Source organism: uncultured Flavobacterium sp., assembly GCF_963975515.1.
Lineage (GTDB): Bacteria > Bacteroidota > Bacteroidia > Flavobacteriales > Flavobacteriaceae > Flavobacterium.
Genome location: NZ_CAXBGY010000002.1, coordinates 124,237 through 137,589, shown reverse-complemented (window position 1 = coordinate 137,589; position 13,353 = coordinate 124,237). Strand labels below are relative to the sequence as shown.

The following is a 13,353-nucleotide window of genomic DNA, read 5'->3' as shown; positions in this document are numbered from 1 at the left end:
TATGAATAATAAAATTTTAAAAGGAAGTATCAGCTTCCTTTTTTTAACAGCAGCATTTTACTCTTGTAAAACAAGTCAAGATGTGACAAAAAAAGAAAATCCAGTTGGAATCAACACGTCTTTCATGGATAAATCCGTGAAACCTTCAGATGATTTTTTTAGATATGTTAACGGAAGTTGGATGGATAACACTGAAATTCCGGCTGACAGAACACGTTGGGGAAGTTTTGACGAACTTCGTAAAAATACAGACGAAGACGTTATGGCTATTCTTAAAGAAGCTATTAACGACAAAAGTATTGACCCAAATTCTGATCAAGCCAAAGCTATTAATTTATACAAATCAGTCTTAGATACACTAGCAAGAGACAAACAAGGAATTGAGCCTTTAAAGCCCTATTTAGCTAAAATAGATGCTGTTAAAAATGCAAACGAAGTTGTAAATTTAATTGCAGAATTTGATGATGAAATTAACTTAGGATTCTTTGGTGTCTATGTAAGTACAGATGCAAAAAATAGTAAAAAAAACGTAGTCTATGTTGGCACAGGAAGTTTAGGTTTACCAGACAGAGATTATTACGTTTCAGATGCACCTGACAATATCGAAAAACGTCAAAAATACCAAGAACATACTGCTAGAATGTTACAGTTTTTAGGACAGTCAGAAAGTTCAGCCCAAGCTGATGCTGTAAAAATATTAGCATTAGAAACTAAAATGTCAACAGCAACTTTAGACAGAGTTGAAAGAAGAGATAGAAGAAAAACTTATAACCCAATGACAGTTGTAGAGCTTCAAAAAATGGTTCCAACAGTAAATTGGAATAATTATCTTGAAACAATCGGAATCGGTAAATTAGATTCTATTGTAGTTTCGCAACCAAAATATTTAGAGACTTTAGAAACTATTTTTAACGAAAATAAATTAGCTGACTGGAAAGCTTACATGAGATGGACTTTATTAAGAGGTTCAGCAGGCTCACTTTCAACAGAAATTGATAATGCTAATTGGGAGTTTTATGGAAAAACTTTAACAGGAGCAGTTAAACAAAGACCAGCAGATGAAAGAGCTTTGGCTACTGTTAACGGAAGACTTGGAGAAGCTTTAGGAAAATTATATGTTGCCAAAAAATTTCCACCAGAAGCTAAAGCTAAAGCAGAAGCAATGATTGCTAACGTAATGAAAGCTTATGAAAATAGAATTGATGGTTTACCATGGATGACAAAAGGAACAAAAGAAAAAGGTAAAGAAAAATTAAACAAGTTAACCGTTAAAATTGGTTATCCTGATAAATGGAAAGATTATTCAGCTTTGGAAGTAGTTAGTCCAGAAAAAAGAGGCACTTATTTTGAAAATTCTAGACTATATGCAAAATGGTCTCACAAAAAAAATATTGAAAAACTAAACGAACCAGTTGATAAAACAGAATGGGGAATGAGTCCACAAACAGTGAATGCTTATTTCAATCCATCAAATAATGAAATTGTATTTCCAGCAGCAATATTACAACCACCTTTCTATGACTATAGAGCTGATGAAGCGGTAAATTATGGTGGAATTGGTGCAGTTATTGGTCATGAAATTTCTCATGGTTTTGACGATTCTGGTTCAAGATATGATTCTGATGGAAACTTAGTAAACTGGTGGAGTGATGAAGATTTAGCTCAGTTTACAGGATTGGGAACAGCTTTAGCTGATCAATATTCAAACTTACAACCTTTACCGGGAATTTTTGTAGATGGTAAATTTACTTTAGGAGAAAATATTGGAGATTTAGGAGGTGTAAATGCCGCTTATGATGGTTTACAAATTTATTTGAAACAAAACGGTAATCCAGGTTTAATTGATGGATTTACTCCAGAACAACGTTTCTTTATTTCTTGGTCAACCATTTGGAGAAGTAAAATGCGTGATGAAGCAATTAAAAATCAAGTGAAAACGGATCCACATTCACCAGGACAATACAGAGCTTACGTTCCTTTACAAAATGTAGATGCTTTCTATAAAGCTTTTGATATAAAAGTTGGTGATGGAATGTATATCAATCCAGAAAATAGAGTCAAGATTTGGTAATAAAATCAAAAAGCTCCTTGCAATGCAAGGAGCTTTTTTTTAAATGAACCAATTAAGTTTTAATTTTTAACTAAAACTTCTCTAGACCATTTTCGAACTTCAGCAACTCTATTGTCAGAATAATCAACTTCACTTAAAGTCTCTTCGGTCCAAAAAAACCATTTTCCAACTTTAACTCCATTTCTATATTCTCCAATAGCTTCTTTATTTCCATTCTCATTATAAGAAACCCATTTACCCTGCAATTTTCCATTTAAATAGTTTCCTTGCTGTTTAACTTGACCGTTATCGTGAAAATATGTTGCTTTAACTTCATTGCCTATTATCTCATATTTTGGCTGGATTTCTTGTGCATAAAAAACACCAGAAACCAACAATACTGCTATAATTATTACTTTTTTCATCTTCTTTCTAATTAATAGTTTAATATTACTCTATCAAATATATGAAATAAATTTACAATAAAGAAACATTTTCTTAACAATTTGGTAACATTGATAAATTAGTCATAAAAAAACCCAATAGATATGCTATTGGGTTTTTTTAGAATTTTAAAACTATTATTTCACTAATTCACTTAATACTTTGTCTAAATTTTCAGAAGAAGGTCTATCAGCATTTGCATTAACAACATTTCCATCAGGTCCAATTAATATAAATCTTGGAATACCGTTAATTCCAAAATCTTTAACAAATTTAGAATTCCAGTCATTATCAGCAATCAATTGCACTCCACCTAATTGTTTATCTTTTACAAAATTTCTCCATTTTTCATAATCTTTTTTAGCATCAATAGAAACACTAACAAACACAATATTTTTACCATGATATTTTTCTTCTATTTTCTGTAGAAAAGGAATTTCTGCTCTACATGGAGCACACCAAGTTGCCCAAACATCAATATACACATATTTTCCTTTAAAATCTCCTAATGAAGTTTCACCACCTTTATGATTTTCATAAGTAAAAGTTGGTGAAGGGTTTCCATTAAGTTTTTTCATTGCTTCATTTTCTTTATACATACTTTGCATTCCTGCAAATTGTTGCGTCATCATTTTCTTAATAGTTGTTTTAAAAGTATCATCAAGCTTTCCTTTTTCTAAAGATTCAAAATCTGCTTTCTTTTTAGCTTCAAACATTATGTTAAATTCGTCACTTTCTTTATCAAAAGCAGTTAATTCAAATTGTTCATCTTTCAAGGCTTTTTGAACCATAAAATTATTTTCCGCTGCCCCTTTTCCTTTATAAACAATGGTTTCGTCAAACTCTTTAGCATTCATTGTCATTGACAAATCATCACCGTTCTTTAAATACATTAAAGACGACTCATTTCCGTCAGAAAACTGATGTATTCCATCAGCTGTCTCTATAGAAGCTTCAAACATTCCTTTTTTATTAATCGGAATAGCTTGTTTAAAACGATTTGGACCATAAATAGTTAAAGTATCACTATTTCTGTTTTCAATTTTTGCTGTAAATTTTACAGTACTTTTCTTTTCCGTTTGTGCAAATGACACAAAAGTCGAAAGCAATAATAAGTAAGTTAATTTTTTCATATTGATTTAATAATTTACGTAAAGTTATATTTTTTATTTGAAAAAAAATTAAAAAAAAGTTAAAACACAGCTTTTAAAAACATTTTAATAAGACAAAAATTGAATTTTATATTACTTTTGCAAAAATAGTTCAACAATGTATAGAAGTCACAATTGTGGAGAGTTAAATGCTTCACACGTCAATAAAGAAGTAACCCTTGCTGGTTGGGTTCAAAAATCTAGAGATAAAGGGTTTATGATATGGGTAGATTTAAGAGATCGCTATGGAATTACTCAATTAATTTTTGACGAACAAAGGACAGACAAAGCAGTTATTGAAAAAGCAAAATCTTTAGGAAGAGAGTTTGTAATTCAAATAAAAGGAACCGTTATTGAACGTGTTTCCAAAAATCCAAACATGGCAACAGGTGATGTTGAAATTTTAGTAACTGAACTAACAATTTTAAACGAAGCACAAGTTCCTCCTTTTACTATAGAAGACGAAACTGATGGTGGAGAAGATATTCGTATGAAATATCGTTATCTAGATATAAGAAGAAATCCTGTAAAGAATAATTTATTATTCCGTCACAAAGTATCCATGGAAGTTAGAAAATATCTTTCCGACCAAGGTTTTTGTGATATTGAAACTCCTTACTTAATCAAATCTACTCCAGAAGGTGCAAGAGATTTCGTCGTGCCAAGTAGAATGAATCAAGGACAATTTTATGCTTTACCACAATCTCCTCAAACCTTCAAGCAATTATTGATGATTGGTGGAATGGATAAGTATTTTCAAATTGTAAAATGTTTCCGTGATGAAGATTTACGTGCAGACAGACAACCCGAATTTACGCAAATTGACTGCGAAATGGCTTTTGTTGAACAAGAAGACATTTTAAATATGTTTGAAGGTTTAACACGTCATTTACTAAAAGAAATAAAAGGTGTTGACGTAGAGAAATTTCCAAGAATTACCTATGATTACGCTATGAAAACCTACGGAAATGATAAACCAGATATTCGTTTTGAAATGAAATTTGGGGAATTAAATGAAGTAGCTCAACATAAAGATTTTCCTGTTTTCAATGCTGCCGAATTAGTTGTCGGAATTGCTGTACCAGGTTGTGCAAGTTATACAAGAAAAGAAATTGATGCCTTAATTGAATGGGTTAAACGCCCTCAAGTAGGTGCATCAGGAATGGTTTATGTAAAATGTGAAGCTGACGGAACTTTCAAATCATCTGTAGATAAATTCTACAATCAAGAAGATTTAAAAAAATGGGCAGAAGCTACTAATGCAAAAGCTGGTGATTTAATATTAGTCCTTTCTGGACCTGCAGATAAAACGCGTTCACAATTATCAGCTCTTCGTATGGAAGTTGCTACTCGTTTAGGCTTACGTAAATCAGATGAATTTGCTCCTCTTTGGGTTGTAGATTTTCCTTTATTAGAATGGGATGAAGAAAGTGGTCGTTATCATGCAATGCATCACCCATTTACTTCTCCGAAACCAGAAGACATTAAATTAATTGACACTGAACCCGGAAAAGTGAGAGCAAACGCTTACGATATGGTTTTAAACGGTAACGAGATTGGTGGTGGTTCTATTCGTATTCACGACAGAGAATTACAGTCAAGAATGTTTGATTTATTAGGTTTCACTAAAGAAGAAGCAGAAGCACAATTCGGATTTTTAATGAGTGCTTTTGAATACGGTGCACCACCTCATGGAGGTTTAGCTTTCGGATTAGATAGATTAGTTTCTATTTTAGGTGGGCAAGAAACGATTCGTGATTTTATTGCTTTCCCAAAAAATAATTCAGGAAGAGATGTAATGATTGATGCTCCAGCAAAAATTGATGACACTCAATTAAAAGAATTATCTATCAAATTAGATTTAAAATAAATGAAATACATTGTTAGAATATTACTAGTAATTGTTATTGGATTCATCTCTTTTGGTTATTATCATAAAAATAATGGCAGCGCAGAAGGTGACAAATGGGTTGGAATTGGAGTTTTAATTCTTGCTTTTATTTTGATGCCAGTATTCATTTATCATAGATACAAAAACAAAAAATTAAAAGATTTTGAGCTGAATTTCAACTTCAAAGATGAGGAAGATACTGAAAATCAATAAATTTATTGAAAAAACTCTTTTTTATTTCAATTAAAAAATTATCTTTGGGCATTATTAATAATTTTTACAATACAACATGAGAACAGGAAAAGTTAAGTTCTTCAATGAATCAAAAGGTTACGGTTTTATTACAGACGATGAAACAGGAAAAGACATTTTCGTACACGCAAGTGGAATGAGAGTTGAATCATTAACTGAAGGCGAAAGCGTTAGTTACGAAGAAGAAGAAGGAAGAAAAGGTAAAGTAGCTGCACAAGTTGTAGTTATCGAAGACTAATATATATTATTTTTTGATTACCCAAGTACAAACGCTCTGCAATGCAGAGCGTTTTTTTTGTGCATAATTTTAACGTACGTTTTATAAATTTGGAGATGATATGCTTTAAATTTGTAAAATGTATGCTTTAGTCGATTGTAATAATTTTTATGCTTCTTGCGAACGTGTTTTTCAACCACAATATGTTGGCAAACCTGTTGTTATTTTATCAAATAACGACGGTTGTGTTATTTCCAGAAGTTACGAAGCTAAAGAATTAGGAATTCCAATGGGCGCACCCGAATTCAAAATTAGAAAAGAATTAAGAGAAAAGAATGTAAAAGTGTTTTCTTCTAATTACGCTCTGTATGGCGATTTGAGTAATCGTGTCATGAAAATTCTTGAAGCTTTTACTCCAAACATAGAAGTTTATAGTATCGATGAATCCTTCCTGAATTTCGATGGAATGAACATTAAAGATTATCATACTTACGGCCTTCAAATAAAAACAAGAATTAACAAATGGTTGAGTATTCCTGTATGTATTGGCTTTGCTCCTACTAAAGCCCTTTCTAAAGTTGCCAATAAAATTGCTAAAAAATACCAAGAACGCACACAAGGAATTTATGTAATTGATACCGAAGAAAAACGCATCAAAGCCTTAAAATGGACAAAAATCGAAGATGTTTGGGGAATTGGTTATCAATTAACCAAAAAAATGAAAGCTAAAAACATTTTAACAGCTTATGATTTCACCTTGCCTCATAACGAAACCTTCATAAAAAAAGAAATGGGAGTTGTAGGCTTACGTTTAAAATATGAATTGGAAGGAAAATCTGTTTTACTATTAGAAGATGCACCAACACAAAAAAAGCAAATAGCAATCACCAGAAGTTTTGAAGGAACAATTTCAACTTTTGATGAAATGAAAGAACGTGTTTCTACTTTTGCAACTGTTTGTGCCGAAAAATTACGCAAACAGAATTCGTGTTGTCATAGTGTTATTCTTTATTTACGAATTGACAAACATAAAGTAGAACGAAGTCGCTATAATTTTTACAAATTAGAAACGATTCCTTTTGCTAGTAATTCAAACATCACAATAAGTAATGTGGCTGTAAAATTATTAAAAGAACTTTTTCAAGAAGGTGAAATTTATAAAAAAGCAGGGATTATTGTTTCTGACATCATTCCCGAAAACCAAAAACAATTTCATTTATTTGAGGAAGAAAATCCAAAACATCAAATCTTAATGAAGGTTATGGATGATTTTCATAAAAAAATAGGTGAACGAAAAATTAGATTAGGCAATCAAGATTTACAACATACTTGGAAAATGAAACAAAAGCATTTATCCAAAAAATACACAACAGATTTTAAAGATATTTTAGAAGTGAAGTGTTAAGAAAATAGATTTTCGGGCATTGGATTTTTAGAAAACAGTTTAAAAAAAGTATAAAAAATTCTTTAATTTCTTAAATCTTAGTTCCAAAAAAAAAAGAATAAATGAAAAATAAAATACAATTCTTTCTTCCAGATTTAGAAAACCAAATTGAACTTCCTTATATTTCTAGCGGAATAAAAGCAGGATTCCCTTCACCTGCAGCCGACTTTGATGAAAGTAAAATTAGTTTAGATAATGTATTGGTCAAAAACAAAGAAGCTACTTTTTACGCCAAAGCAAGTGGCAATTCAATGACTGGTGCAGGAATCGACGATGGCGATATTTTAGTAATTGACAGAAGTTTAGAACCGCAAAACAACAAAGTCGCTATTTGTTTTATTGATGGTGAATTTACCGTAAAAAGAATAAAAATAGAAGGTGATAATGTTTTCTTAATGCCCGAAAATTCAAACTACAAACCCATACAAATTGCCGCAGAAAATGATTTAATCATTTGGGGAATTGTTACGTATGTGATAAAAAAAGTATAAAAAAAACCTCAAGAATTAACTTGAGGTCTTTTAGTACCCTGGGTGGGAATCGAACCCACACTCCGAAGAACACGAGTTTGAGTCGTGCGCGTCTACCAATTCCGCCACCAAGGCTGCTTTTAAATAAGATTGCAAATGTAATAATTATTTCACTAAAAATATAAAAATACTTCAAAATATACTTTCAGAGTCAAAATTAATTTCTAAATTTGCACCTCGCTAATGCGACACACAACTAACTAACTACTAAACAACCCATTAAATGTCACATCAAGAACCTGAAGCAAAAATATTTGCTTGTTCCCAAAGTGTACACTTAGCCGAACAAATTGCTGAAAAGTATGGCATTCCGCTAGGTAAAGTAACGTTCTCAAAATTTAGTGATGGTGAATTTCAACCGTCTTACGAAGAATCTATAAGAGGATTACGCGTATTTATTGTTTGCTCTACATTTCCAACAGCAGATAATTTAATGGAATTATTATTAATGATAGATGCTGCTAAAAGAGCTTCTGCCAGACATATAACTCCAGTTATTCCTTATTTTGGATATGCTCGTCAAGACAGAAAAGATAAACCAAGAGTACCAATAGGAGCAAAATTAGTTGCAAAACTATTAGAAACTGCTGGTGCAACTCGTATTATGACAATGGACTTACACGCAGATCAAATTCAAGGGTTTTTTGAAAAACCAGTTGATCACTTGTTTGCTTCAACTATATTTTTACCTTATTTAAAAGGTCTAAATTTAGACAACTTAACCATTGCTTCACCAGATATGGGTGGATCTAAAAGGGCTTATGCGTATTCTAAATTTTTAGAGTCAGATGTAGTTATTTGTTACAAGCAAAGAAAAGCTGCAAACGTTATAGGCACCATGGAACTAATTGGCGACGTACAAGGGAAAAACGTAGTATTAGTCGATGATATGATTGACACCGGTGGAACTTTAGCAAAAGCTGCTGATCTAATGATAGAAAAAGGAGCCATTAGCGTAAGAGCTATATGTACTCACGCAATTTTATCAGGTGATGCGTACGAAAAAATAGAAAATTCTAAACTATTAGAATTAATTGTTACCGATTCTATTCCATTAAAGAGAGAATCAAAAAAAATAAGAGTAGTAAGTTGTGCTCCATTATTTGCAGAAGTTATGCGCATGGTACAACACAACAATTCCATTAGTGGAAAATTTTTAATGTAAAATATTAATTAATTATATATATTTAAAATGAAGTCAATTACAATTGAAGGACAAGAAAGAGAAAGCGTAGGTAAAAAGGCAACTAAAGCCGTACGTGATGCTGGAATGGTTCCGTGTGTTATATACGGAGGAGACCAACCAGTGCATTTTGCAGCAGACGAAAGAGCATTTAAAGGTTTGGTTTACACTCCAAATGCACATACCGTTGCAATTGATTTAGCTGGAAAAAAAGTAAATGCAATTTTACAAGACATTCAGTTTCACCCAGTTTCAGACAAAATTTTACACATCGATTTCTTCCAATTACAGGATGATAGAGAAGTTATTATGGAAGTTCCTGTAAAAGTTATAGGAAAATCTCCAGGTGTTATGGGTGGTGGAGTTTTACGTTTAGCGCAAAGACGTTTAAAAGTTAAAGCATTACCTAAAAATTTACCAGATTTTATCACTGCTGATATTACTCCACTTGAAATGGGGAACAAATTATATATCACTAAATTAGCATCTGATAATTTCAAATTTATGCACCCAGACAACACAGTTGTTTGTCAAGTGAGAATTTCTCGTGCTGCTATGAAAGCTGCTCAAGAAGCTGCAAAAGCAGAAAAAACTGCAACTAAGAAAAAATAAAAATTTTCAAACTATATCAAAAGCATCAGTTTCAAAACTGGTGCTTTTTTTTTGGCTATTTTCTCCATAAAACTATTTTCAGCATTTGAATCCTTATAATTTTTTAAAAAAATAGTATTTTTACAAAATGAAATGGCTTTTTAATCTCTTCAAACTAAAACAAACAGAAACAATTGATCCAATGAAAAAATTTTTAATTGTTGGCTTGGGAAACATAGGTTCAGAATATGTAAATACGAGGCACAATATAGGTTTCAAAATATTAAATCATTATGCAAAAAAAGAAAATGTAGAGTTTCAAACCGCTAAACTTGGAGAACTTGCTCAGCATAAAATTAAAGGAAGAACTCTTTACCTACTAAAACCAAACACTTACATGAATTTAAGTGGGAAAGCCATTAAATATTGGATGGAAAAAGAAAACATTCCTAAAGAAAATTTATTGGTAATTACAGATGATTTAAACCTTTCTTTCGGCACAATTAGAATAAAAGGAAAAGGAACAGATGGAGGTCATAATGGATTAAAAAATACTCAACTACTATTAAATTCATCTGAATATCCTAGATTTAGATTTGGCATAAGTGATGAATTTAAAAAAGGACAGCAAGTTAACTATGTCCTTGGAGAATGGAGTGATGAAGAAAAATCTAAACTAACTGAAAGATTTGAATTATCTTATGAAATAATAAATTCTTTTGTTTTAGCTGGTTTAAATGAAACCATGAATTTATTTAATGGAAAATAAAAAAGGATGCTTAAAGCATCCTTTTTTATATTTAAAGTGTTGAAAATTATTATTATTCAACAACTATTTTCTTAACTTCTTTTCTATTTCCGTCTTGAACAGTTACAAGATAAATTCCAGAAGAAGCGTTGTTTAATTTTAATTCTTGATTAAACAATCCATTATTTTGGAAAGATTTAGTATACACTTGTCTTCCTCTTAAATCATGAACTGTAACATTTACATCATTACTCGTCTCAGAAGAGAATTGAATTGTAAAGTTACCATTGTTTGGATTTGGGTATAATGAAAAGTCAGTTAATCCAAATGTTTCAGATTTTAAAACTGGTACCAATTCTGATTTACATAAATTAAATGTAACATCATTAAACGTACCTACATTCCCATCTCCAACCACAACATCGGTTAAGAAAAACACCCATTGACCTGCAGAATTTAATCCTATAAATGGAGCAAATGGATCTAAAGGCAATGTTGGAGCCATACTAGTTGTATTAGCACAGTTTACTGCAGTACCTTGAGAGTCATATAGTAAATTAATATTAGCACTTCCTGTACAAGAACCAGAACTTAATCTAGTAACACCAGTAGTTTGAGAAGGATGTCTATAACCAAAATAAAGATTTCCTGCATTTGGGTGCGTTAAATTTGGTCTAATATTAATATCTGTTAATGTAAATGAATCTGTAATTGTAAATCCTAAACCAGCGTATGAAGCTGCATTTTCAGCGATAGGTGTTCCTACTTGAAAAGTATAGTCTGTACAACTATTTTGAGTTTGATAAGTATAGTTTCCAATAGCGATATTTTTAGTATTAATATCATAATAAATATTACCCGTTGGCTTTACCATAACTCTACAGCTTGGTTGAGTGATGTTTGGTACAGTAATAGTGTATGTTCCATTATTTGGCACACCTGAAGCTAAAGTAGTTGTATAAGTTTGACCTCCGTCTGTAGATAATAAAATATCAACATTTGTAGAACCCACTAAAGAAGTTGTGTTATTTACCGTCCAAGTAATTATTTGTGAAGAACCTTGAGCCCACACAAGTTGATCAGTATTCTGAGAAGTTACATCAAATGGACCTGCAGAAGCAGAAACCGTTAATAACATTTCATCAGTACCAGTTTGACCACCACCGGCAACATTGTCTCTAGCTGTTAAACTAAAAATCATAACTCTAGCAACAGAGTTTACCGATTCCCAATCGGCAGTTAATGTGTTGTTTAAGACACTACCTATTTTAGGCATATATCTAAATGGAACTGTTTCTGGATCTCTAGATCTCCAGTTTGGACCATTCGTTTTTGTAGGGGAAACCAACGACCCTGTTGCTCCAAGTCCCGGAGAAGTTGCATCATTATTTTGCTCCCAACAATAAGTTAAAGGATTACCACCAGAATCTGTTGCAGAACCTGTTAATATAAATGGTGTACTTACAGGAATTGTCCAATCACTACCTGCATTTACAACTGGAGTTCCATGAGTAATCGTTGTATTTACAGTACATGTCTTTGATAATAAATTTGTTTGAATTTGTAAAATACTTCTATATGTAAAATAATCGTCAGAATGTGCTTGTACATCAGTTGCCCCAGTAATACCTGCATAACCCATAATAGTTGAACCAGAACCTGGCTCTACATTTACAGCATTATTTTCCGTTCCATGTGAGAAGGTATGATTACCTCCTAATTGGTGCCCAATTTCGTGAGCTACATAATCAATGTCAAAATTGTCTCCTAATGGAACTCCATCTCCTGGAGAAGTAAATCCACTTCCTTTACTTCCATCAGTACTACAAACACAACCTATACATCCAGCATTTCCACCACCTCCAGATGCACCAAATAAATGTCCAATGTCATATGTTGTTACACCTAATACATTTGTTAAAGTTGTTTGCAATTCACCATTCCAAGCTCCTCCAGAACCTGCTGCAGCCGCTGAATATGGATCCGTAGATGCATTGTAATATATTACACTTGTACTGTTAGCAGTAATATTCATATGTATTGCTAAATCTTTCTCAAAAACTCCGTTTACCCTTGTCATAGTTGCATTAAAAGCAGCTAATACTAAACCTGATTGAGCAGCACTTGTAGCTCCAAAATAGTTAGAATATTCTGCTGTACATGACATTGCTAATCTAAAAGTTTTTAAAGTTCCATTACTGGCTCTTAAAACATTTGGATTAACTTGTAAGTCAGAAATTATTTCTTGATCAACAGTAGAGCAGGTAAAAGGTAGATTTCCTTTTATTCTTGATGAATTATACACTGCATAAACCATACCATCAGCTGAATATTGTTCTATAAATTCATTGCGTTTTCCTGCTCTAAAAACCATTGCTTGGATTCCGTTTGGATCAACACTTAGTCTAACTTGAGCGTATTTATCATCTATTCCAATTCCAACATAAGAACGAATGTCTGGATATTGAACTTGTAAATCTGAATCAAAATTTGAAGCTTCAAAAAACTCATATCTTTCCATATTACCGTCAATATTAGGTAATGAAATTATAGTATTTGATTTTTTTGCAGCAAATCTATCAGGTGAAGATTGCAATAATTGCTTCAATGTTTGCACATTTGTTTGAAACAATTTAAATTCTTGTGGAAAAGATTGTCTTTCCACGTTTTTGTTCACTTTAGTTACCTCTTTTTTTGATGCTGATTTCCAACTAGTATTGGTTTGAGCATAAAAACTAGATGAAATAAGTATACTAAATGTAAATAGTAATAGTTTTTTCATGATTAATTTTTTAATAGTTAACACAAATTTAATTTAAAATAATCTATTTATCTTTCTTTATTTGTTAAAA

12 protein-coding genes and 1 tRNA gene are annotated in these 13,353 nt (G+C 31.8%); 9 read left to right on the top strand and 4 right to left on the bottom strand.

Translation table 11 applies throughout. The annotated features are described in order from the left end of the window. The first annotated feature begins 1 nt into the window (after position 1). The gene (locus tag AAC008_RS03035) at positions 2-2,071 is read left to right on the top strand and encodes a M13-type metalloendopeptidase (protein WP_339887342.1); all 2,070 of its coding nucleotides are present in this window, start codon (positions 2-4) and stop codon (positions 2,069-2,071) included. Positions 2,072-2,130: 59 nt separating this feature from the next. Here the strand turns inward: AAC008_RS03035 and AAC008_RS03030 are convergent, their stop codons facing one another. Further along, positions 2,131-2,475 carry a membrane-binding protein gene (locus tag AAC008_RS03030; protein WP_339887341.1) on the bottom strand — a complete coding sequence of 115 codons (345 nt, stop codon included), beginning with the start codon at positions 2,473-2,475 and terminating at the stop codon, positions 2,131-2,133. A 156-nt stretch (positions 2,476-2,631) separates the two neighbouring features. Further along, positions 2,632-3,627 (bottom strand): TlpA disulfide reductase family protein, encoded by a 996-nt coding sequence (locus tag AAC008_RS03025; protein WP_339887340.1) that lies wholly within the window; start codon positions 3,625-3,627, stop codon positions 2,632-2,634. Between the two features lie 136 nt (positions 3,628-3,763). On the opposite strand from AAC008_RS03025, the gene aspS reads away from it, so the two are divergent. From aspS to umuD, 5 genes are all read left to right on the top strand, one after another. Continuing rightward, the gene (aspS, locus tag AAC008_RS03020) at positions 3,764-5,515 is read left to right on the top strand and encodes an aspartate--tRNA ligase (protein WP_339887339.1); all 1,752 of its coding nucleotides are present in this window, start codon (positions 3,764-3,766) and stop codon (positions 5,513-5,515) included. Further along, positions 5,516-5,749, top strand: coding sequence for a hypothetical protein (locus AAC008_RS03015; RefSeq protein WP_339887337.1), 234 nt, complete (start codon positions 5,516-5,518; stop codon positions 5,747-5,749). It abuts the gene before it with no gap. A gap of 76 nt (positions 5,750-5,825) precedes the next feature. Then, entirely contained in the window at positions 5,826-6,026 is a 201-nt protein-coding gene (locus AAC008_RS03010) for a cold shock domain-containing protein (protein ID WP_026717616.1), read from the top strand. A 118-nt stretch (positions 6,027-6,144) separates the two neighbouring features. Next, on the top strand, positions 6,145-7,410 hold the full coding sequence (locus AAC008_RS03005) for a Y-family DNA polymerase (protein ID WP_339887336.1): 1,266 nt from the start codon (positions 6,145-6,147) through the stop codon (positions 7,408-7,410). A gap of 101 nt (positions 7,411-7,511) precedes the next feature. Then, positions 7,512-7,940, top strand: a complete 429-nt coding sequence (gene umuD / locus AAC008_RS03000) for a translesion error-prone DNA polymerase V autoproteolytic subunit (protein ID WP_339887335.1) — start codon at positions 7,512-7,514, stop codon at positions 7,938-7,940. A gap of 34 nt (positions 7,941-7,974) precedes the next feature. Here umuD and AAC008_RS02995 read toward each other — a convergent pair. Beyond that, a tRNA-Leu gene (locus AAC008_RS02995) sits at positions 7,975-8,054 on the bottom strand. 148 nt (positions 8,055-8,202) lie between these two features. Between AAC008_RS02995 and AAC008_RS02990 the strand changes: the two genes are divergently transcribed. From AAC008_RS02990 to pth, 3 genes are all read left to right on the top strand, one after another. Next, the gene (locus AAC008_RS02990) at positions 8,203-9,144 is read left to right on the top strand and encodes a ribose-phosphate pyrophosphokinase (protein WP_339887334.1); all 942 of its coding nucleotides are present in this window, start codon (positions 8,203-8,205) and stop codon (positions 9,142-9,144) included. A gap of 27 nt (positions 9,145-9,171) precedes the next feature. After that, positions 9,172-9,774 (top strand): 50S ribosomal protein L25/general stress protein Ctc, encoded by a 603-nt coding sequence (locus AAC008_RS02985; RefSeq protein ID WP_339887333.1) that lies wholly within the window; start codon positions 9,172-9,174, stop codon positions 9,772-9,774. Positions 9,775-9,955: 181 nt separating this feature from the next. After that, positions 9,956-10,522: an aminoacyl-tRNA hydrolase gene (pth, locus tag AAC008_RS02980; protein ID WP_339887331.1), complete on the top strand. Its 567-nt coding sequence runs from the start codon at positions 9,956-9,958 to the stop codon at positions 10,520-10,522. A gap of 52 nt (positions 10,523-10,574) precedes the next feature. Here the strand turns inward: pth and AAC008_RS02975 are convergent, their stop codons facing one another. Then, the gene (locus tag AAC008_RS02975; RefSeq protein WP_339887330.1) at positions 10,575-13,283 is read right to left on the bottom strand and encodes a reprolysin-like metallopeptidase; all 2,709 of its coding nucleotides are present in this window, start codon (positions 13,281-13,283) and stop codon (positions 10,575-10,577) included. Between the last annotated feature and the right edge of the window lie 70 nt (positions 13,284-13,353).

Coding starts and splice junctions, on each gene's coding strand:
- pth (WP_339887331.1), top strand. CDS start 9,956: ATGAAAAAATTTTTAATTGTTGGCTTGGGAAACATAGGTTCAGAATAT.
- aspS (WP_339887339.1), top strand. CDS start 3,764: ATGTATAGAAGTCACAATTGTGGAGAGTTAAATGCTTCACACGTCAAT.
- AAC008_RS02975 (WP_339887330.1), bottom strand. CDS start 13,283: ATGAAAAAACTATTACTATTTACATTTAGTATACTTATTTCATCTAGT.
- AAC008_RS02985 (WP_339887333.1), top strand. CDS start 9,172: ATGAAGTCAATTACAATTGAAGGACAAGAAAGAGAAAGCGTAGGTAAA.
- AAC008_RS03025 (WP_339887340.1), bottom strand. CDS start 3,627: ATGAAAAAATTAACTTACTTATTATTGCTTTCGACTTTTGTGTCATTT.
- AAC008_RS02990 (WP_339887334.1), top strand. CDS start 8,203: ATGTCACATCAAGAACCTGAAGCAAAAATATTTGCTTGTTCCCAAAGT.
- AAC008_RS03035 (WP_339887342.1), top strand. CDS start 2: ATGAATAATAAAATTTTAAAAGGAAGTATCAGCTTCCTTTTTTTAACA.
- AAC008_RS03015 (WP_339887337.1), top strand. CDS start 5,516: ATGAAATACATTGTTAGAATATTACTAGTAATTGTTATTGGATTCATC.
- AAC008_RS03010 (WP_026717616.1), top strand. CDS start 5,826: ATGAGAACAGGAAAAGTTAAGTTCTTCAATGAATCAAAAGGTTACGGT.
- umuD (WP_339887335.1), top strand. CDS start 7,512: ATGAAAAATAAAATACAATTCTTTCTTCCAGATTTAGAAAACCAAATT.
- AAC008_RS03005 (WP_339887336.1), top strand. CDS start 6,145: ATGTATGCTTTAGTCGATTGTAATAATTTTTATGCTTCTTGCGAACGT.
- AAC008_RS03030 (WP_339887341.1), bottom strand. CDS start 2,475: ATGAAAAAAGTAATAATTATAGCAGTATTGTTGGTTTCTGGTGTTTTT.